We start from the raw sequence: 21,558 nt of genomic DNA, 5'->3' as shown, positions 1-21,558 counted from the left end.
TGTTTGAAAAAGGGTTGTTAAAATAGAGCGTAAAAAAGAAGGAAGCAGAGTCGTTGTTGGTTACTGCTTCCTTCTTTTTTATTTAAATTTTTTCTAAAATAATCGTCAGTAATAGACCTAATAAATAACTTCCATTAAATACCATCAAATTTTTTATCGAATAACCAAAGCTTTTAGGATGCGGCAATTCCTTTTTGAACAGCTGAAGATTGTTCAAAATAACTGGCAAAGATAAAAATACAGTTAAAATCGGCCAGCGATACACGCCAAATGGCAAGCCAATCAAAACAACCACATAACACGCCATCATCAATAGTTGAAATAAAATCAAACCTTGCTTTCTACCAATATAATAAACCAATGTATAACGGTGATTCTCAATATCTGTATCTAAATCTCTCAAATTATTTGCCAGCATGATATTCGCAATCGTAAACACCATCGGTAAAGAGGCCCAAATGATCGCTAATACTGCCCACAGATTGCCAGTCAAAGCGAATATTCCACGACTCCAATCAAGCATTAGATAAAACGGAGGATTCACTTGTACATTCAAATAAATCGTCAGCGCAAAAATCCCAAGTCCCATAGTAAATCCGCTAAATACTTCACCTAAGGGCATACGAGAGAGCGGAATCGGACCAAATGTGTAAAAAATACCAATAAAACAGCACACTCCACCTATTACCAAACATAACCAACCTGTTTTAGCAGTCAAAAAAATTCCGATAACTGCTGCAAAAGCGATCATTCCAAAGATCATATTTCTAACTAAAACTGGCGCAATCCCTGAACTGCCAATAATATTCTCTTCATATTTGTATACTTGCGATTTTGCTTTCTTAAAATCCATATAATTATTGATTGCGGTCGTCGCCATATCGAATACAACCATTCCAATGAAAAATAACAGGGTATACCCTGCGTGAAACTGATTAAAATAAGCTATCGAAAATAGCACCCCAATTGCAAAGGGAAATAGACTTGCTAATTTCGTCTGAATTTCCACAACTTGCAAAAACACTTTCAAAGACATATCCGTTCTCCTTATTTCAGGTCTTTACGATCACCCATTGTATAACCTGAATCTTTTCCTAATTCAAAAATCTTTTCGATATCTTTACTTACAAATACTTTATCCTCTTTTGTAACAAAAATCACATCGACATCTTTCAGACCTTCAGCATACTCCAAGCCTTTTTTGACTCCCATAGAAAATACAGCGGTTGATAATCCATCACCATCGATCGATTCATTTGTAATCACTGTCACACCAGCAATATCATTATCAAAAGGATAACCTGTTTTAGGATCAAATAAGTGATGATATTTTTTCCCATCTACTTCTAAAAAGCGTTCATAGATACCTGAAGTTACTAATGTCTTATTACTTTCTTGAACCGTTCCGATTACGGTATTACGTGCTTTGTTAGGATCTTGAATTCCGACATTCCAATCCATATCCTTACCGCGAGGACTATGTCCAAGTACATAGACATTTCCACCTAAATCCACGATTGCAGTCGTTACACCATTGTCTTTTAAGACTTTCACAACTTCATCTGTAATAAATCCTTTTGCAATCGCACCTAAATCAAGCTGCATGCCCTTTTCTTCGAGATAAACTGTTTTTTCTTCATCATTTAATTTTACTTTATGATAATCAACTAATTTTAGCGCTTGATCGATTTCTTCTTGTGAAGGCTTACGAGCATCGTCAAAGCCAATATGCCACAATTGGGTGATTGGCCCGATCGCCATATCAAAACCGCCGGAAGAATCTTCACTGTATTCATATGCACGTTTCAACAATGGATAAATATCATCAGAAACTTTGACGGGTTTTATACCAGCTTGTTCATTGATTTCATCGATTTCTGAACCTTTTTCATTTACAGTGATTTTATCCCCTAGTTCCTTGACACGAGCAAAGGCTTTTTTCAGGACATCTTCTTTGCCATCATCATAGATTCTTACTTGTACATACGTCCCTAGAAGTGATTGTTGATCTGAATAAGGTTCTTTGTTGATTTTTGATCCCTCATTTTTTGAGTTACATCCTGCTAGAATGACTAAAAATAGTGCTGTTATTAAAATGATCAGTGATTTTTTGTTTTTCATCGTATCCCTCTTTCTAAATAGAAAAATTATCTTATTTATAGTAGCGCTTTTTCTCTTGAATGGAAAGGATTTTCTATTTGTTGATTGTGTTTTTAAATAAATGGGAGTAACTAACCTTTTACTGTTCATCATCCACTCTGGCAAAGCTCGTCAGGGTGGTTCTTTGTATTTATAAAATCACTTTTTTTGAACCCGGATTACCTTTGGTGTTTGAGATTATGGCGTTGGGTGGTTCCTAGTATGGTTACTTCTCTCCCTTTGGTCGCCAAGTACTGTTCATCATCCACTCTGGCAAAGCTTGTCAGGGTGATTCTTTGTATTTATAAAATCACTTTTTTTAAATCCAGATTACCTTTGGGTGTTTGAGATTATGGCGTTGGGTGATTCCTAGTATGGTTACTTCTCTCCCTTTGGTCGCCAAGTACTGTTCATCATCCACTCTGGCAAAGCCAATCGTGGTGATTCACAGCAAAAAGCAGAATCCAGATAAGTATCTGAATTCTGCACATCATTATCTTTCAATTTACACTATGAAAAATTATTTTTTCATTACAATATTGTCTACAACGATTTCGTTAGTATCGCCTTTTTCAGCAGCGTTGATCAATTGTTCTGCATAAGTTACAAATGAATGTGAGCTGTGAGTTGCGCCAGTTACGACTTCTACGTTTGCAGCTGAGCCGTCTTTTTCGTTCATCGCTTTAACTAATTCTTCGTTTAAAGTTTTAATATATTCAGCTGGACCTACGCCTGATTTGTCTTTCATGTTTTTGTTGTAGTCAGCATCATCTTTTTTAGATTTGCCTTCATCATTAACGTTATCGTAGTTAGATTCTGTTACTTTGCCGTCTTTAACAACGATTGAAAATTCAGTGTGGTAGCCGTTTGAATTATTTTTTTCTTTCAATGAATACTTACCATCTTTAAGGTCAGCCCCATTGTCGATTTCGATTGTTTTAGTATCTCCAGCTTGAGCTGCTTGGATCAATTGTTGTGCATAGTTTTGGAATGATTCACTAGAGTGAGTCGCACCAGTTACAACTTCTACACCGTCAGCGCTTTGTGCTTTAACAAAAGAATCGTTTAATTCTTTGATGTATTCAGCTGGGCCTACGCCTGATTTGTCTTTCATATTTTTGTTGTAGTCTTTATCATCCGCCTTTGATTTACCTTCAGCGTTGATATTGTCATAGTTAGATTCAGTGATTTTACCATCTTTAACAGTCATTTCGAATGTTGCACGGTAACCATTTGATTCATTTTTTTCTTCTAATTTATAAGTACCATCTTGTAAATCTGCACCAGCTTCTTTTTCTGTTGCTTTAGAAGATTCAGCTGTTTTTGATGTTGCAGTACTTGAATCAGATGATTTTGCTGTATCTTTCTTTTGATCTGATCCACATGCTGCTAATAAAAGAGATGAAAGTGCGATAGCTGTGAAGCCCTTTACAATTTTGTTCATTTTCATTTTTGTTCACCTTTTCCTTTTCTTAAACGTTCACAAATTAAGTTTGTGATATAATTTACATTCTATAGAAAATTTCAATTATGTCAATTAAAGTTATAAAAGAAAGACAAAATTTTACCCGTTTTTCACACTTTTTTAATAATAAAAATTTATTTCCTATATTTAAGAATTGTTATTAGACAAAACCTGAATATCGCTATATAATGAATTCGATTGTGTAATTATTATCATTTTCTATTTTATTTTTTTAAGGAGCGGATTATCAATGACAAAGCAAAAAATTGTCGTTGTGGGAGCTGGTTATGCTGGAGTTTCAGCTACTAAATTTTTAGCCAAAAAATTGAAAAAAGATTCTGACGTTGAGATTACTTTAATTGATCGTCATTCTTACCACACCATGATGACTGAGTTGCATGAAGTAGCTGGAGGACGTGTTGAGCCTTCTGCGATTCAATATGACTTGCAACGTTTATTCTCACGTAAAAAGAATGTTACTCTTGTAACAGACACTGTAACTGGTATCGATAAAGACAAAAAAGTCGTTCAAACGAAGTTAGGTTCTTATGAATTTGACCAATTGATCATCGGTATGGGTGGCGAGCCAAATGATTTTGGTACTCCTGGAGTTAAAGAACATGGATTTACTTTATGGTCTTTTGAAAACTCTCTGAAAATTCGTGAACATATCTTGGAAACAGTTGAAAAAGCTGCAATCGAGCCAGATCCAGAAGTCCGTAAAGCGATGCTGACATTTGTTGTCTGTGGTTCAGGATTTACTGGTATCGAAATGGTCGGCGAATTGATCGACTGGAAAGATCGTCTTGCAAAAGAATTTAAACTTGACCCTAATGAATTTACATTAATGGTCGTTGAAGCAATGCCAACAATCTTAAACATGCTTTCTCGTAATGATGCAGCAAAAGCTGAACGTTATTTAGAAAAGAAAAATGTGAAATTGTTGCTTAACGCACCAATCGTTGAAGTAGCTGCGGACCATATCAAATTAAAAGATGGTTCTTCTGTTGCAACTCACACATTGATCTGGACTGCTGGTGTTAAAGCAACTTCTGATGCTGCTGACTTCGGTTTAGAATCAGCTCGTGGCAATCGTTTGATTGCAAATGAATACATGCAAGCGAAAGGCTACGAAGACAAAAATATTTATATCGTCGGTGACTTGGTATATTACGAAGAATTTCCTGAAACGCCAACACCACAAATCGTTCAAGCTGCTGAACAAACTGGTCATACAGCCGCTGCAAATATCGTAGCTGACATCAAAGGTAGCGAAAAACACAAATTCAAAGGAAATTATCAAGGGTTCATGGTTTCTGTCGGCTCTAAATGGGGTGTGGCAAACTTATTTGATAAAATTCACCTTAGCGGTTTCTTAGCAATCATTATGAAGCACATCGTTAACTTGAAATATTTCTTTGATATCCGTTCTGGTTATTACATGTTCCAATACATTATGCACGAGTTCTTCCATATTAAAGACGACCGTAATGTAACACGTGGACATTCATCTCGTTATGGTAATGTTTTATGGAGCGTTCCGTTGCGTGTATTCTATGGTATGGTTTGGTTAGTCGAATCTATGAAGAAAATTGTCGGGACTGGCGATTACTTGAAGCCAAGCACTTGGTTTGGTGAGGGGTCATGGTTCACTGATAAAGTTGCCTTCCCATTCCCTTGGTTACAAGAACAAGTAACAACTGGTGCATCTGCTGCAGGTGGTGGCGCTGAGGCAACTGAAACGACAGCTAAAGCTGCTCAATTTGGTTTAAGCTATGCCTATGGTGAAGAGCCAATGCAAGTATTTGATCATATGCCTAAATGGTTTGAAAGTGTTATGAAATTTATGATGCCTAACCAAGAAGTTGCTTTGTTCATGCAAAAATTCATGACAATTGTTGAAGTGTTGATCGCTTTAGCATTGATTGCTGGATTATTTACTTGGTTAAGTAGTGCCGCTACAATTGGTTTAACGATTGCATTCTGTCTATCAGGTATGTTCTACTGGGTAAACATTTGGTTTATCTTTGTAGCATTTGCTTTGATGAATGGTTCTGGGCGCGCACTTGGTTTAGACCGCTGGGTTATCCCTTGGGTACAACGTACACTAGGTAAATGGTGGTATGGAACACCTAAATCTAGATACGGTAGTAAATAATTACTTTTATAGCAAAAATCTAAGAGAGTTCTAGGTTTACTCCTAGAACTTTCTTTTCTCATTATGATAGAATATATTCAACTAAAAACTACAAAGGAGAGGAAAGAGTTGAATTTTAAAGAATTTATTCAAAAAAGTTATATACGTCCGTGGGATATTGTTATTATTTTACTTTTAACGATCAGTTCTTTCTTGCCCCTTGTTGTTTTTGGCATACAAAATACCGCCCAAGACGATGCAGCAAAACAAGCCGTCTTGAAAGTAGATGGTGAAGTCATCAAAGTTTTTGAGCTAAAAGAAGATGGCCCAACTTATACATACAAATATGAAGCAGCTGATGGCGATTACAACTTAATCGAAGTCAGTGGAGACAGAATCCGTATGGTTGAAACTAACTGCGGAGATCAAATTTGCGTACAACGAGGATGGATATCCAAAGCAGGAGAAACACCGATTGCTTGTTTACCACATAATCTATTCATCACAGTTGAAGCTTCTGACGGGAGTGAGGATGGCAGTTTGATTTACTAAACGTTGCCAGTATATTATGAGCAAATTACAAAAAAACATCTATATTTCCATGTTAGTTGCCCAAGGTGTGATCATTGGCTTAATTGAAAACATGATTCCATATCCCTTTGCTTTTGCTCCAGGTGCAAAATTAGGATTGGCTAACTTGATTACAATTATTGCCATTTTTACCATGAGAAAAAGGGACAGTTTCTTTTTAGTCTGTATGCGTTTGATTTTAACTACTTTACTTGGAGGAACGATTTCTACCTTCTTTTACAGTGCTAGTGGTGCGTTACTTAGTTATTTAGGTATGCTCATCATCATGCAGCTAGGACCAAAACGTGTCAGTATTATTGGAATCAGTGCAGCTGGTGGCTTTTTGCATAACGTTGGGCAATTATTGACCACTTGTTTCTTTGCTCAATCGTGGGCTCCTATGCTATATCTCCCATTTCTTTCGTTTATCGGCTTATTATCTGGCATTGCGATAGGAATTGCGGCTAACTACTTGCTACGCCATGTTCAAACACTACGGCAATTCCAGTTAAACTATGAATCAACAACCAAACATAAATGGAGTCAATATTTCCAGTAACATCTTAGTCTGATCGAGTACAATCAAAGGAGTCATTTTATGAACATTCATCCAATGTGGAAAAAATATCCTGAACTAGCAAAAGATTTAAACAGCACACTAAAGCTAATGGAAAATAGTGTTAATTTAAAAAACAAAGAGGTCGAAAATGCGGTCATGTCTATGATCCATTCTGGTGGTAAATTGTTGCGACCAGCCTATCAACTTTTATTTTCACAATTTGGTGAAAAAAGAGAAGGAAAAAAAGCTGTTGCCTTGGCAGCGGCTATCGAGTTACTTCACACTGCAACCCTGATCCACGATGATATCGTAGATGATGCAGATATCAGACGCGGCTTACCAACTATACGATCTCAATTCGGCAATAGCACGGCGGTTTACGCCGGCGATTATTTATTTGTCAGCTGTTTTAAATTATTAGCTGATTACTCCTCTTCTTTAAAGAGTATCCAGCTGAACTCCAGAAGCATGGAAAAAATATTGAGTGGCGAATTGGGCCAAATGGACAATCGCTATAATCTTGGCATGACGATCGATCAGTACCTTGAAAATATTTCTGGTAAAACTGCAGAACTTTTTTCATTAAGCTGCTTTGTGGGTGCCTATGAAAGTGGAACATCAGATCGATTTGCTAAAAATTGCGGAAAAATCGGGGAAAATATTGGGATTGCTTTTCAAATCATTGATGATGTTTTAGATTATACACAAAGTCCTGAACAAATCGGTAAACCTGTTCTAGAAGATGTCCGTCAAGGGATTTATTCACTGCCACTTTTATATGCTTTAGAAGACGGTCGTGAAATGTTACTTCCTTACCTTGAAAAAGGAGAAGAACTAACTGATTCTGAAACAAATAAAATCTACGAACTCGTCCATTCATTTGGCGGTGTTGCTAAAGCACAGAAACTGGCAGAAAAATATACACAACAAGCATTAAAAGGGATTAATAAATTACCTGAAACATCTACTGATGCTAAAAATGAATTGTTAACAATCACACAGGCGATTCTTGCACGAACAAATTAAAAATAAGGATAAAACGTCAGCCGTTTTATCCTTATTTTTTATCTCATCGTCACAAATTCTTCAGAACCTGTCGGATGAATCGCTACCGTATTATCGAAATCCTTCTTCGTAGCACCCATTTTAACAGCGACTGCAAAGCCTTGCAACATCTCATCAACGCCAAGACCAATACCATGTAGTCCAACAATTTTTTCCTCTTCGCCAACACACACTAATTTCATATCGCATTTTTGGCGGTACTCTCCTAGTGCAAAATACATTGGAGTAAACGTTGATTGGTAGATCTTGATATTCTCGTCACCGTATTTTTCTTCTGCTTCTTTTTCAGTTAGACCAACCGTAGCAACTGGCGGATGAGTAAAGACAACCGTCGGAATTGTTTCATAGTCTAAATATTCGTGTTCTTTTCCATTAAATAAACGTTCTGAAAGTCTTCTCCCTGCTGCGATAGCAACAGGTGTTAAATCGATTTTACCAATCACATCTCCAACAGCATACACACCAGATTGTGTTGTATTTTGAAATTTGTCGACTTTTACATAACCTTTATCTGTTAGTTCAATATGAGTATTTTCTAAACCTAAAGTATCCGTGTTTGGTTGGCGACCCGTTCCGAATACGATACTGTCAGCTATAATTTTAGTCCCGTTTTCAAAAGTGATCATCAATTCTCCAGATTCAAACTTCTCAATCGAACGAGGAGTTGAGTGAGGATAAATATGCATACCATCTTCGCTATAATGCTCAACCACTTTTTCAGAAAGCATTTCATCGAATTCTCGCAACGGACGCTCTTTACGAAATGCCCAATGTGTTTCAGCACCTAATCCGTGAAGTGTTCCAGCAAGTTCAGCTGCTATATAACCTGCGCCAATAAATACGACTCGTTTCGGTAGCTCTTCTAAAGCAAAAAAGCCATTAGAATCTATTGCATATTCTTCACCAGGAATGCCCAATTTTTTAGGACGTCCGCCAGTAGCAATCAAAATATGAGGAGCTGTATACATTTCTCCACCTGCTTCAATCGTATGATCATCCACAAACGTTGCATACTCAGATAAAACGTCTACTTTGTTACTATCTAATCCGCGATGATACGCTGCATGTAAATTATTGATATATGCTTCACGATTTTGAACAAGTTTTTTAAAACTGAAGTCTTTTACATCCACGTCAAATCCGTATCCTTGTGTATCTCGTCTCATCATTTCCATCATCGAACTTGCTTGCCACATTACTTTTTTAGGCACACACCCAACATTGACACACGTTCCGCCAATATCTGCGGCTTCAATCAATAAAACGCTGGCCCCATGCATCCCTGCACGATTGGCAGAAGCAATTCCACCACTACCGCCACCGATTACGATGTAATCATATTGTTTTACCATTATTCACTTATCCTTTCTGCAATGAAAGGGATAAGCTATTAAAAGCCAATCCCTCACTCAAATTATTTATTTCTTCTTACGAATCATATCACCAACCGCTACTGGTTCTTCAACCGGCATCGTTAAAATCATCATTGGATTTGGTGCCCGATCGATCGACTCGCCATCTTCATTATACATAACTTCTACTGTTTGATGGAAGTGATTGAACCCAGGACCATAAAATTCAATTTCATCGCCTACACTAAAATGGTTTCTTTGACGAATCGTTGCGACTTTTGCCTCAGGATCATAAGCCATAACTTCCCCAATAAATTTATATTGAGGAATCTTGCGACGCTCTCCAAATAGTTGTTCTTCATCTGTCGGTACATGATAATAAAAACCCGTTGAAAGTTCTCTTTGCGCAACTTTCCAGAGTTCATCGATCCATTCTTGTTTGCATTCATAATTTTCAGGATCTTCCATATACGTATCGACAGCTTTTTTATATACATTCGCCACAGTTGAAACGTAGTGAATTGATTTCATGCGTCCTTCTATTTTAAAACTATCAACACCGTTTTGAATTAATTCAGGAATATGTTGGATCATCGCCATATCCACCGCACTCATTGAAAATTCTTCTTCGACTTCACCTTTATTAGTCAAACTTGTACGTTCACCGCCAAAAGGCATATCATAAAGCTCATATTTCCAACGGCAAGATTGAGAACAGCCGCCTCGGTTAGCATCACGCATAGACATATGATTAGACAGCGTACATCTACCTGAATACGATATACACATTGCGCCATGAATAAACGCTTCGATCTCAACATCCGTATTTTTACGAATTTCGGCTACTTCATCCATTGATACTTCACGTGCTAAAACAACACGTTCTAGCCCTTCGTTTTTCCAGAATTCCAATGTTTCATAATTGGTAGCTGAAGCTTGTGTAGACAAATGAATCGGTAAACCAGGCGCTTCTGCTGCACAAATTTCAATCAAAGCCGGATCAGAAACGATTACTGCAGAAATACCAACATCGCGGATTTCTCTGAAAAAGTCCCCTGCGCCTTCTTGATTCCCTTCATGCGTGACCATATTTGCTGCTACATAAACTTTAGCCCCGTGTTCTTTAGCGAAGGCTACACCTTCGATCATATCTTCTTTTGTGAAATTGCCTGCACGACTACGTAAACCATAAGCATTTCCGCCAATGTATACTGCGTCTGCTCCGTAATGAATTGCTGTTTTTAGTTTTTCTAGCGTCCCTGCTGGTGCTAAGACCTCAGGACGCTTCAGTGTTCGTTCTTTTGTCATGTGTTTTTTCTCCTTATTTTATCTCGTCTGGATCTAAATCAAAAAATCCAATGTCTAAACCACGATTTTCTGGATGCAAAGCTTCGATTTCATCAATTGCTTTTTGTGCCTCAGCATGTGACCAAAGACCTGATTCGAGTTTTTCTTTTGCATCTACGAATTGTTTAGCTACTTTTACAAAGTTCTCCCCTGGCGCGTAAATCCCATCAAGTTTCCATTTTGTGTAATTATGTTCATGAAGCTTGTCCAGTTCACCAATTAAATTCACATCATTATCTGCAAAAATATGCGTACCGTGACTGTCTTCATAAATTGAATAGTGTGTCTCTTCTTTTTTAGGTTCTGATATAAACAAACCACGTTCTTTGCCAGCTGTTTCATCATTTTTAGTAAAATTATAGTAGTTTTGCAGCAATGGTCGTTTTGATTGGTGGATGCATGTAGCACCATACACTAGAACTTCAGCTGGAACCATCAAGTTATCCTTCATCGCTTTCATTTCTTCAAAAGGAACTTCACGTGCCAATACTGCACCAGTTGCTCCACGTTTCGCCCAAAAATTGATTTGGCGAGAGCTAGTCACTAAGGTTTCGCCATCGTAAATATATGGGATATCAATGCCATCACGCTGCATCACAAATACAACACCTGGATCCCCAACTGTTACTTGGTCTACTTTGATCTCCTGCAAAAATGCCAAATATTCCGGAACCTTCTTCATTTTTTCAGGATGCATAATGCCATTCAATGCAACCGTTACTTTTTTACCGACTTCGTGTGCTTTTTCAGTAATAGTCCGCTGTTCCTCACGAGAAAATGACGTCGGCAAGCGTAACCCGAACAGCTCTTCTCCAATGTATAACGTGTTTACCCCTACTGCTAACAAAGCCTCTGCTTGTTCAATCGACTCAGCAGTCGCAATAAGTTCAATCATTTTGTATCCTCCTTTAAAAGCTGAATGAGCTTGTTCAGTCTCCAACAAGATCCATTAAAAACAATGCTATTATCTTTTCCAAACGTTCTTCTGACAACTGTTTTATAGTAGCACAGGTTCACAAACTTTCCAATAGAATCTCTTTATTTTAACGCTCATTTTTCATAAAAATTAATTCGTCATTCTCTTTTTTATGAAGAAAAAAAGCTGTACAAAACAGATTCGTTTTGCACAGCGAATTATTGATTTTTTTGATTAAATTGTTTGTAATACTTGTTTAGGTTTAGGTGATTTAACATTCAATGTTATCTTGCCTTTACTTGCACCAACCGTTACTTTATCACCTAAATGGATTTGACCGGAAAGTAATGCCTCACTTAAACGATCCTCAACCTCTTTTTGTAAAGCTCGTCTAATCGGCCGTGCGCCATATTCTGGATCAAAGCCGACTTTTCCAATCACTTCGATGGCAGCTGCTGTGATCTTCACATTGACATCTTGCTCTCTCAAACGCTTAATGATGGATTTGCTCATAATTTTCACGATTTCATGGATTTCTTCTTGATCCAATGAACGGAAGACAACTGTCTCATCCACACGGTTCAAGAACTCTGGACGGAACGCTTTTTTCAATTCTTCCATGATTCGTTTTTGCATCGCATCATAATCTTTTGTCAGGTCTTTAACGTTGAAACCGACATTTTTTTCTTCACGAATCGCTGTTGCCCCAATATTTGATGTCATGATCAAAATCGTATTTCTAAAATCAACTTTACGTCCTTTAGAATCGGTCAAATGACCATCATCTAATACTTGTAAGAGAATATTGAAGACATCTGGATGCGCTTTTTCTACTTCATCCAATAAAATGACAGAATAAGGTTTTTGACGGATTTTTTCAGTTAACTGACCGCCTTCTTCATAACCCACATAACCTGGAGGAGAACCGATCAAACGACTAGTACTGTATTTCTCCATAAATTCAGACATATCCACTCGAACAAGGGCATCTTCACTACCGAACATCGTTTCAGCTAACGCTTTGGCAAGCTCTGTTTTACCCACTCCTGTTGGGCCTAAGAACATAAATGAACCAATTGGTCTATCTGGATCTTTTAACCCACTGCGAGCTCGACGGATTGCACGTGACACAGCTTGGACAGCTTCATCCTGACCGACTACTCGATGATGTAAAATACTTTCTAATTCAAGTAAACGTTCACTTTCTTTTTTCTCTAACTGTTGTAACGGCACGCCTGTCCATTGTGAAACAACATTCGCAACATCTTGCTCTGTCACTTGGTTAGCATAACCAGAAGCTTCTTTTTGTTCTAATAGTAGAATGTTTTCTAATTTACGGGCTAATTTTTTCTCTTTTTGGCGTAGTCTGGCTGCACTTTCAAAAGACTGTGACTGAATCGCTTCTTCTTTTTCTTGAACTAAACGAGCAATGTCCACGCGCAAATTATTGATTTCAGAAGGTTCATCTGCCAAATCTAAACGAACTTTAGCTGATGACTCATCCATCAGATCAATTGCTTTGTCTGGTAATTGGCGAGAATTAATGTAGCGTACAGATAATTGAACCGCCGCATGTAAGGCGTCATCTGTGATTTCTACACCATGATGTTCTTCATAGCGAGAACGCAAACCTTTTAAAATCTCTTCTGCTTCTTCCGGTGTTGGTTCATCAACTTGTACTCGAGCAAAACGACGTTCCAAAGCTGAATCTTTTTCGATATATTTTTGGTATTCATCTAGTGTTGTTGCGCCGATCGTTTGCAATTCTCCTCTTGCAAGTGCTGGTTTTAAAATATTTGATGCATCGATCGCACCTTCAGCACCACCTGCACCGATTAAGGTATGCAATTCATCGATAAACAAAATCACTTCGCCATCTTGATAAATTTCATCGATTACTTTTTTTAGTCGATCTTCAAATTCACCACGATACTTAGTACCGGCAACTAAAGCACCCATGTCCAACATCATCAAACGTTTTTCCAGCATATCTTCAGGAACTTCACCATTCACAATTTTTTGTGCTAGTCCTTCAGCAATCGCAGTCTTACCGACACCAGGTTCGCCAACTAAAACAGGATTATTCTTTGTACGGCGACTTAGAATTTGAATTAAACGTCTAACCTCTTGTGAACGTCCAACAACAGGATCTAAATCATTTTCACGTGCTAATTTCGTTAAATCCCGCGCTAATGAATCCAAGGTTGGTGTTCCTTTTGGCGCAGCTTTTTGAGCTTGATTATTGCGCCGGCGTCCTACATTCCCACTCATTTGCGGATCAGTAATACCTATTTTCTTCATTAATAGCTGACGCATTTTAGATAAACTTAAACCTAAATTCAATAAAATGCGTGAAGCCAAGATATCTTCATCTCTTAATAAACCTAGCAAAATATGTTCCGTTCCGATATTTGGTGCACCCAAACGCTTCGCTTCATCGCCTGCATAAGCAAAAATTTGTTTTGCACGAGGAGAATACGGTAAATAAGCACCTTTAGGATATCCTTTCACGGTCCCATAGCCAGTTAAATGTTCGATTTCTTCACGAATATCGTTTTTATCTGCGTTCAACTGACGTAATGACTTCCCGGCAATTCCATTTGGCTCTAAAACTAACGCCAACAACAAATGTTCTGAGCCCACAGATTGATGCCTAAAATATTTTGCTTCTTCTTGTGCAATAGCTAATACCGCCTTGGCACTTTCTGTAAATAATTCATCCATACTATCATTCCTCCTCGTAACTCAAACGTTCTAAAAATGAATGCATCAATTGAGCACGTAAATAATCTTCATTTGATCCAGCTTTACCTAAAACTGATTTTCCAAGAACAGACAACATCAGATTACCTTCTCTTTTGGTAATCACGTCTTCTTCATATAACTTTTGGACAAAAATCAGTGCGTCTTTTTCTGAAAGTCCATCCCCCGTAAATTTGGCAATTTGTTTTAGCAATTGATCACTATCAGAAATCTGAACTTTGGCGATCCTAATATAGCCGCCACCACCACGTTTACTCTCAACAGAATAGCCACGTTGAATTGTAAAACGTGTGTTAATAACATAATTAATCTGGGAGGGAACACAATTGAATAAATGAGCCATTTCAGCTCTGCGAATCTCAATCTTACTGCTTTCTTCAAGAATCTTCTTTAAATATGCCTCTATTAAATCCGAAGTATTTTGATTACTCATCACTCTCATCCTTTTCCCTTGACTAATACTGACCTTAATTATACATAATTTCAAGTGTTTAATAAAGGAGAATGCCTAATTTGATAAGAAAAGATAAATATATTAGACTATTAAATTGTTCTTTAACAAAAAATATCGATTTATTTTTTTATTAAAATTTAAAGTGTGTGAAAAAAACTAAAATCTAGTTTTCCCACACACTTTTCTATATCTTAAGGTATCTATCAAAATATAACGCTAACTGCATAAGATATAGCTAACTAAAATATTTATACGATCGATAATGATTGTTCTAATCTATCAGTGACATAATGATTATCATATGAACCTTCTGTAAATATACGTTCATCCAAAATTGAACTTAAAAATAAAACATTACATAAAAATCAGAAATTTCTTTCAGCTCACAAGTCAATAGAAAATCTACAACTGTCACTTTTTCATCTTTTATGACTTGGTATGAATTGTTTCGATTAAACAATTCAACTACACTTGGTATATCGTTATCTTCTAATCTGTTTAATTTATATTTATTGTGTTTCAACTTTACTCACTACTTTAGTAAATGTGATATTAAAGACTAGAGCAATTGCAGCAAAAGCGAATAGATAAATCAGCATCTGCTGAGCTGTTAGAATTGTTTCTGTATTAAAAGATAAGTCGATACCATCTTCAAAATTCATATCAATTCCTTTTAAAACAGTTATATCACCATAACTTTTCTTTAAATCTTTAATTTCAACTTTCATTTTTACTCACCGTTATCTTTCCTTATAAAATATTTCCTGTAAATTAATTATACCAAATGATATATTAGAAAAGTCAATATATGTGTAAATCTATTTCTTATGTATAAAATCATTTAAAAGACACCAGCCGTAACAAGCCAATTCTTTAAATTATCGTAAAGTAAAAAAACACCACTCAAAAAATGAGTGATGTTTATACAAAATTAAATAAATCGGGAAGACAGGATTCGAACCTGCGACCCCTTGGTCCCAAACCAAGTGCTCTACCAAGCTGAGCTACTTCCCGTAGCTATAATAATAAAAAAAGACTAATCACTTAAAAGGAACTAAGACCCATTACCTTCTAAATCGTAGTCAAAAATTTCAACTATGCACCCAAAGGGAGTCGAACCCCTAACCTCTTGATTCGTAGTCAAGCACTCTATCCAGTTGAGCTATGGGTGCTACATTTCTATGCCGAGGACCGGAATCGAACCGGTACGGTGATCACTCACCGCAGGATTTTAAGTCCTGTGCGTCTGCCAGTTCCGCCACCCCGGCGAAAGAACAAGCTAAGCGGAAAACGGGGTTCGAACCCGCGACCCCCACCTTGGCAAGGTGGTGCTCTACCACTGAGCTATTTCCGCAGTCTGGATGCCGGCTAAAGGATTTGAACCCTCGACCCTCTGATTACAAATCAGATGCTCTACCAACTGAGCTAAGCCGGCGTTATAATCGCCTAGTAATAAAACGAGACTAAAAATGCGGGTGAAGGGACTTGAACCCCCACGCCGTAAGGCGCTAGATCCTAAATCTAGTGCGTCTGCCAATTCCGCCACACCCGCAAAATATTCCTATGAGCCGTGCAGGGCTCGAACCTGCGACCCTCTGATTAAAAGTCAGATGCTCTACCAACTGAGCTAACGGCTCAAAAAATGGAGGTTGACGGGATCGAACCGCCGACCCCCTGCTTGTAAGGCAGGTGCTCTCCCAGCTGAGCTAAACCTCCAAGACAACACTTTAGCGTGGCGACGTCCTACTCTCACAAAGGGAAACCCTTCACTACAATCGGCGCTAAGAAGCTTAACTTCTGTGTTCGGCATGGGAACAGGTGTATCCTTCTCGCTATCGCCACCACACTGGGTGTTGTTGCTATTCAATTGAGTGATTATTCACTCAAAACTGGATTGAAGTAATGTGATCAAACAGTCCGAAAAACTTTTTTATTTCGTTTCTTTGGTTAAGTCCTCGACCGATTAGTATTGGTCCGCTCCGTACATCACTGCACTTCCACTTCCAACCTATCTACCTGATCATCTCTCAGGGGTCTTACTTTCTTAAAGAAATGGGAAATCTCATCTTGAGGTGGGCTTCACACTTAGATGCTTTCAGCGTTTATCCCTTCCCTACATAGCTACCCAGCAATGCCCTTGGCAGAACAACTGGTACACCAGCGGTAAGTCCATCCCGGTCCTCTCGTACTAAGGACAGCTCCTCTCAAATTTCCAACGCCCGCGACGGATAGGGACCGAACTGTCTCACGACGTTCTGAACCCAGCTCGCGTGCCGCTTTAATGGGCGAACAGCCCAACCCTTGGGACCGACTACAGCCCCAGGATGCGACGAGCCGACATCGAGGTGCCAAACCTCCCCGTCGATGTGGACTCTTGGGGGAGATAAGCCTGTTATCCCCAGGGTAGCTTTTATCCGTTGAGCGATGGCCCTTCCATGCGGAACCACCGGATCACTAAGCCCGACTTTCGTCCCTGCTCGACTTGTAAGTCTCGCAGTCAAGCTCCCTTCTGCCTTTACACTCTGCGAATGATTTCCAACCATTCTGAGGGAACCTTTGGGCGCCTCCGTTACTCTTTAGGAGGCGACCGCCCCAGTCAAACTGCCCACCTGACACTGTCTCCCACCACGATAAGTGGTGCGGGTTAGAGGGTTCATAACACAAGGGTAGTATCCCACCAGCGCCTCCACCGAAACTAGCGTTCCGGGTTCATCGGCTCCTACCTATCCTGTACATGTGGTACAAACACTCAATATCAAGCTACAGTAAAGCTCCATGGGGTCTTTCCGTCCTGTCGCGGGTAACCTGCATCTTCACAGGTACTAAAATTTCACCGAGTCTCTCGTTGAGACAGTGCCCAAATCGTTACGCCTTTCGTGCGGGTCGGAACTTACCCGACAAGGAATTTCGCTACCTTAGGACCGTTATAGTTACGGCCGCCGTTTACTGGGGCTTCAATTCTGAGCTTCGCCGAAGCTAACCCATCCTCTTAACCTTCCAGCACCGGGCAGGCGTCAGCCCCTATACTTCATCTTTCGATTTTGCAGAGACCTGTGTTTTTGATAAACAGTCGCTTGGGCCTATTCACTGCGGCTGACCGAAGTCAGCACCCCTTCTCCCGAAGTTACGGGGTCATTTTGCCGAGTTCCTTAACGAGAGTTCGCTCGCTCACCTTAGGATACTCTCCTCGACTACCTGTGTCGGTTTACGGTACGGGCAGTTGTTTTCTCACTAGAAGCTTTTCTTGACAGTGTGACATCAGGAACTTCGGTACTATTATTTCCCTCCCCATCACAGCTTGTCCGTATAGAGTAAAGCATTTGACTCTACTCAAGACTTACTGCTTGGACATGCACTTCCAGTCGCATGCATTCCTTAGCCTCCTGCGTCCCTCCATTGCTCAAACAAAAACAACTGGTACAGGAATATCAACCTGTTGTCCATCGCCTACGCCTATCGGCCTCGGCTTAGGTCCCGACTAACCCTGGGCGGACGAGCCTTCCCCAGGAAACCTTAGTCATACGGTGGACGGGATTCTCACCCGTCTTTCGCTACTCATACCGGCATTCTCACTTCTAAGCGCTCCAGCCGTCCTCACGATCGACCTTCAACGCCCTTAGAACGCTCTCCTACCATTACACCAGAGGTGTAATCCACAGCTTCGGTAATATGTTTAGCCCCGGTACATTTTCGGCGCAGGGTCACTCGACTAGTGAGCTATTACGCACTCTTTAAATGGTGGCTGCTTCTGAGCCAACATCCTAGTTGTCTGTGCAACCCCACATCCTTTTCCACTTAACATATATTTTGGGACCTTAGCTGGTGGTCTGGGCTGTTTCCCTTTCGACTACGGATCTTATCACTCGCAGTCTGACTCCCGGATATAAATGAATGGCATTCGGAGTTTATCTGAATTCGGTAACCCGAGATGGGCCCCTAGTCCAAACAGTGCTCTACCTCCATCATTCTTAATTCCGAGGCTAGCCCTAAAGCTATTTCGGAGAGAACCAGCTATCTCCAAGTTCGTTTGGAATTTCTCCGCTACCCACAGCTCATCCCCGCACTTTTCAACGTACGTGGGTTCGGTCCTCCAGTGCGTTTTACCACACCTTCAACCTGGCCATGGGTAGATCACATGGTTTCGGGTCTACGACTACATACTCATTCGCCCTATTCAGACTCGCTTTCGCTGCGGCTCCGGCTCTTCACCTTAACCTCGCATGCAATCGTAACTCGCCGGTTCATTCTACAAAAGGCACGCCATTACCCATTAACGGGCTTTGACTTGTTGTAGGCACACGGTTTCAGGATCTATTTCACTCCCCTTCCGGGGTGCTTTTCACCTTTCCCTCACGGTACTGGTTCACTATCGGTCATTAGGGAGTATTTAGCCTTGCGGGATGGTCCCCGCGGATTCCGACGGAATTTCTCGTGTTCCGCCGTACTCAGGATCCTCCTAGGTGTTGCCAACATTTCGTCTACGGGGCTATTACCCACTTTGGCGAACCTTTCCAGGTTCTTCGACTATCTTGACAGACTACCACAACGGAGTCCTACAACCCCAACAAGCAAGCTTGTTGGTTTGGGCTCTTCCCGTTTCGCTCGCCGCTACTCAGGGAATCGAATTTTCTTTCTCTTCCTGCAGGTACTTAGATGTTTCAGTTCTCTGCGTCTACCTCTAACCAGCTATGTATTCACTGGAAAGTAACATCCTATAAAAGATGCTGGGTTTCCCCATTCGGAAATCTCTGGATCATAGCTCACTTACAGCTCCCCAAAGCATATCGGTGTTAGTCCCGTCCTTCATCGGCTCCTAATGCCAAGGCATCCACCGTGCGCCCTTATTCACTTAACCTTACGATCTTACGATCGGTTTTGTTTGGTTCGTTTCTCTAGCGATAGAGGCGTGACCAATAAAATAAGCTTCGAACTATTTTAATTAAAAAACTCATTCAACGCGGTGTTCTCGGTTTGTTTTGATTACTTTTTTACTTCAATATCCAGTTTTCAATGAACAATTCGTTTGAGAGAATCATATAAATAAGAAAGAGAATCAAATGATTACTTTTCACTTATAAGAGTAAACCTCTCAAAACTGAACAAAGTGTCGACGAATGTGTAAGTTTCCGTAATATTCCTTAGAAAGGAGGTGATCCAGCCGCACCTTCCGATACGGCTACCTTGTTACGACTTCACCCCAATCATCTATCCCACCTTAGGCGGCTGGCTCCACAAGGGTTACCTCACCGACTTCGGGTGTTACAAACTTTCGTGGTGTGACGGGCGGTGTGTACAAGGCCCGGGAACGTATTCACCGCGGCGTGCTGATCCGCGATTACTAGCGATTCCGGCTTCATGTAGGCGAGTTGCAGCCTACAATCCGAACTGAGAGAAGCTTTAAGAGATTTGCATGACCTCGCGGCCTAGCGACTCGTTGTACTTCCCATTGTAGCACGTGTGTAGCCCAGGTCATAAGGGGCATGATGATTTGACGTCATCCCCACCTTCCTCCGGTTTGTCACCGGCAGTCTCGCTAGAGTGCCCAACTGAATGATGGCAACTAACAATAAGGGTTGCGCTCGTTGCGGGACTTAACCCAACATCTCACGACACGAGCTGACGACAACCATGCACCACCTGTCACTTTGTCCCCGAAGGGAAAGCTCTATCTCTAGAGTGGTCAAAGGATGTCAAGACCTGGTAAGGTTCTTCGCGTTGCTTCGAATTAAACCACATGCTCCACCGCTTGTGCGGGCCCCCGTCAATTCCTTTGAGTTTCAACCTTGCGGTCGTACTCCCCAGGCGGAGTGCTTAATGCGTTAGCTGCAGCACTGAAGGGCGGAAACCCTCCAACACTTAGCACTCATCGTTTACGGCGTGGACTACCAGGGTATCTAATCCTGTTTGCTCCCCACGCTTTCGAGCCTCAGCGTCAGTTACAGACCAGAGAGTCGCCTTCGCCACTGGTGTTCCTCCATATATCTACGCATTTCACCGCTACACATGGAATTCCACTCTCCTCTTCTGCACTCAAGTCTCCCAGTTTCCAATGACCCTCCCCGGTTGAGCCGGGGGCTTTCACATCAGACTTAAGAAACCGCCTGCGCTCGCTTTACGCCCAATAAATCCGGACAACGCTTGCCACCTACGTATTACCGCGGCTGCTGGCACGTAGTTAGCCGTGGCTTTCTGGTTAGATACCGTCAAGGTAAGAGCAGTTACTCTCCTACTTGTTCTTCTCTAACAACAGAGTTTTACGATCCGAAAACCTTCTTCACTCACGCGGCGTTGCTCGGTCAGACTTTCGTCCATTGCCGAAGATTCCCTACTGCTGCCTCCCGTAGGAGTCTGGGCCGTGTCTCAGTCCCAGTGTGGCCGATCACCCTCTCAGGTCGGCTATGCATCATGGCCTTGGTGAGCCGTTACCTCACCAACTAGCTAATGCACCGCGGGTCCATCCATCAGTGACACCCGAAAGCGTCTTTCAAATCAACACCATGCGGTGTCGACTATTATGCGGTATTAGCACCTGTTTCCAAGTGTTATCCCCCTCTGATGGGTAGGTTACCCACGTGTTACTCACCCGTCCGCCACTCCTCTTTTCAAATGAGTGCAAGCACTCGGTAGAAAAGAAGCGTTCGACTTGCATGTATTAGGCACGCCGCCAGCGTTCGTCCTGAGCCAGGATCAAACTCTCATAATAAAAGTTGAACACAATCCGAAAATTGTTAAGCTCATTTGTTTGCTAGCATATTGCTTCGCTTTGTTAAAAATTGTTGTTTGTTTTTACC

General features: G+C 40.5%; 13 protein-coding genes, 8 tRNA genes and 3 rRNA genes. 4 read left to right on the top strand and 20 right to left on the bottom strand.

The window, feature by feature from the left end:
* Window positions 1-82: 82 nt before the first annotated feature.
* From menA to pplA, 3 genes are all read right to left on the bottom strand, one after another.
* On the bottom strand, window positions 83-1,036 hold the full coding sequence (menA, locus tag I583_RS14680) for a 1,4-dihydroxy-2-naphthoate polyprenyltransferase (protein WP_010762196.1): 954 nt from the start codon (window positions 1,034-1,036) through the stop codon (window positions 83-85).
* Between the two features lie 11 nt (window positions 1,037-1,047).
* Window positions 1,048-2,121, bottom strand: coding sequence for an FAD:protein FMN transferase (locus I583_RS14675; RefSeq protein WP_010762195.1), 1,074 nt, complete (start codon window positions 2,119-2,121; stop codon window positions 1,048-1,050).
* 538 nt (window positions 2,122-2,659) lie between these two features.
* Window positions 2,660-3,589 (bottom strand): extracellular electron transfer flavoprotein PplA, encoded by a 930-nt coding sequence (pplA, locus tag I583_RS14670; RefSeq protein WP_010762194.1) that lies wholly within the window; start codon window positions 3,587-3,589, stop codon window positions 2,660-2,662.
* Between the two features lie 265 nt (window positions 3,590-3,854).
* Here pplA and I583_RS14665 point away from each other — a divergent pair, with 265 nt between their 5' ends.
* From I583_RS14665 to I583_RS14650, 4 genes are all read left to right on the top strand, one after another.
* Window positions 3,855-5,762: an NAD(P)/FAD-dependent oxidoreductase gene (locus I583_RS14665; protein WP_010762193.1), complete on the top strand. Its 1,908-nt coding sequence runs from the start codon at window positions 3,855-3,857 to the stop codon at window positions 5,760-5,762.
* A 108-nt stretch (window positions 5,763-5,870) separates the two neighbouring features.
* Window positions 5,871-6,293: a NusG domain II-containing protein gene (locus I583_RS14660; RefSeq protein WP_010762192.1), complete on the top strand. Its 423-nt coding sequence runs from the start codon at window positions 5,871-5,873 to the stop codon at window positions 6,291-6,293.
* A gap of 16 nt (window positions 6,294-6,309) precedes the next feature.
* Window positions 6,310-6,870, top strand: a complete 561-nt coding sequence (locus I583_RS14655) for a Gx transporter family protein (RefSeq protein ID WP_034683622.1) — start codon at window positions 6,310-6,312, stop codon at window positions 6,868-6,870.
* 39 nt (window positions 6,871-6,909) lie between these two features.
* On the top strand, window positions 6,910-7,896 hold the full coding sequence (locus I583_RS14650; protein WP_010762190.1) for a polyprenyl synthetase family protein: 987 nt from the start codon (window positions 6,910-6,912) through the stop codon (window positions 7,894-7,896).
* A 38-nt stretch (window positions 7,897-7,934) separates the two neighbouring features.
* Here I583_RS14650 and gor read toward each other — a convergent pair whose 3' ends face one another.
* The 17 genes from gor to I583_RS14560 all read right to left on the bottom strand — a co-directional run bounded on the left by gor (window position 7,935) and on the right by I583_RS14560 (window position 21,470).
* Window positions 7,935-9,287, bottom strand: coding sequence for a glutathione-disulfide reductase (gene gor / locus I583_RS14645; RefSeq protein WP_010762189.1), 1,353 nt, complete (start codon window positions 9,285-9,287; stop codon window positions 7,935-7,937).
* A gap of 66 nt (window positions 9,288-9,353) precedes the next feature.
* Window positions 9,354-10,595: a peptidase U32 family protein gene (locus I583_RS14640; RefSeq protein WP_010762188.1), complete on the bottom strand. Its 1,242-nt coding sequence runs from the start codon at window positions 10,593-10,595 to the stop codon at window positions 9,354-9,356.
* A gap of 13 nt (window positions 10,596-10,608) precedes the next feature.
* Window positions 10,609-11,529 carry a peptidase U32 family protein gene (locus I583_RS14635; RefSeq protein WP_010762187.1) on the bottom strand — a complete coding sequence of 307 codons (921 nt, stop codon included), beginning with the start codon at window positions 11,527-11,529 and terminating at the stop codon, window positions 10,609-10,611.
* A gap of 255 nt (window positions 11,530-11,784) precedes the next feature.
* Entirely contained in the window at window positions 11,785-14,274 is a 2,490-nt protein-coding gene (locus I583_RS14630; protein WP_010762186.1) for an ATP-dependent Clp protease ATP-binding subunit, read from the bottom strand.
* Window positions 14,275-14,278: 4 nt separating this feature from the next.
* A complete protein-coding gene (locus I583_RS14625) occupies window positions 14,279-14,746 on the bottom strand; it encodes a CtsR family transcriptional regulator (RefSeq protein WP_010762185.1) in 468 nt (155 codons plus the stop codon).
* Window positions 14,747-15,276: 530 nt separating this feature from the next.
* Window positions 15,277-15,495 carry a hypothetical protein gene (locus I583_RS14615; protein WP_010762184.1) on the bottom strand — a complete coding sequence of 73 codons (219 nt, stop codon included), beginning with the start codon at window positions 15,493-15,495 and terminating at the stop codon, window positions 15,277-15,279.
* A 212-nt stretch (window positions 15,496-15,707) separates the two neighbouring features.
* Window positions 15,708-15,781, bottom strand: a tRNA-Pro gene (locus I583_RS14610).
* An 84-nt stretch (window positions 15,782-15,865) separates the two neighbouring features.
* Window positions 15,866-15,939, bottom strand: a tRNA-Arg gene (locus I583_RS14605).
* Between the two features lie 10 nt (window positions 15,940-15,949).
* Window positions 15,950-16,035: transfer RNA gene (locus I583_RS14600), tRNA-Leu, on the bottom strand.
* A gap of 14 nt (window positions 16,036-16,049) precedes the next feature.
* Window positions 16,050-16,121 (bottom strand) — tRNA-Gly (locus I583_RS14595).
* Window positions 16,122-16,129: 8 nt separating this feature from the next.
* Window positions 16,130-16,202, bottom strand: a tRNA-Thr gene (locus I583_RS14590).
* Window positions 16,203-16,237: 35 nt separating this feature from the next.
* A tRNA-Leu gene (locus tag I583_RS14585) sits at window positions 16,238-16,319 on the bottom strand.
* A gap of 12 nt (window positions 16,320-16,331) precedes the next feature.
* A tRNA-Lys gene (locus I583_RS14580) sits at window positions 16,332-16,404 on the bottom strand.
* Window positions 16,405-16,410: 6 nt separating this feature from the next.
* A tRNA-Val gene (locus I583_RS14575) sits at window positions 16,411-16,483 on the bottom strand.
* A 14-nt stretch (window positions 16,484-16,497) separates the two neighbouring features.
* A 5S ribosomal RNA gene (gene rrf, locus I583_RS14570) occupies window positions 16,498-16,613 on the bottom strand.
* A 97-nt stretch (window positions 16,614-16,710) separates the two neighbouring features.
* Window positions 16,711-19,622, bottom strand: a 23S ribosomal RNA gene (locus I583_RS14565).
* A 287-nt stretch (window positions 19,623-19,909) separates the two neighbouring features.
* Window positions 19,910-21,470: ribosomal RNA gene (locus I583_RS14560) — 16S ribosomal RNA — on the bottom strand.
* Together the 16S, 23S and 5S rRNA genes with 8 tRNA genes alongside form the textbook arrangement of a ribosomal RNA operon.
* Window positions 21,471-21,558 lie beyond the last annotated feature (88 nt).

The organism is Enterococcus haemoperoxidus ATCC BAA-382, assembly GCF_000407165.1.
Classification (GTDB): Bacteria; Bacillota; Bacilli; order Lactobacillales; family Enterococcaceae; genus Enterococcus_L; species Enterococcus_L haemoperoxidus.
Note: the sequence above shows the minus strand (reverse complement) of the source record. Positions and strands in the feature narration are given on the sequence as shown.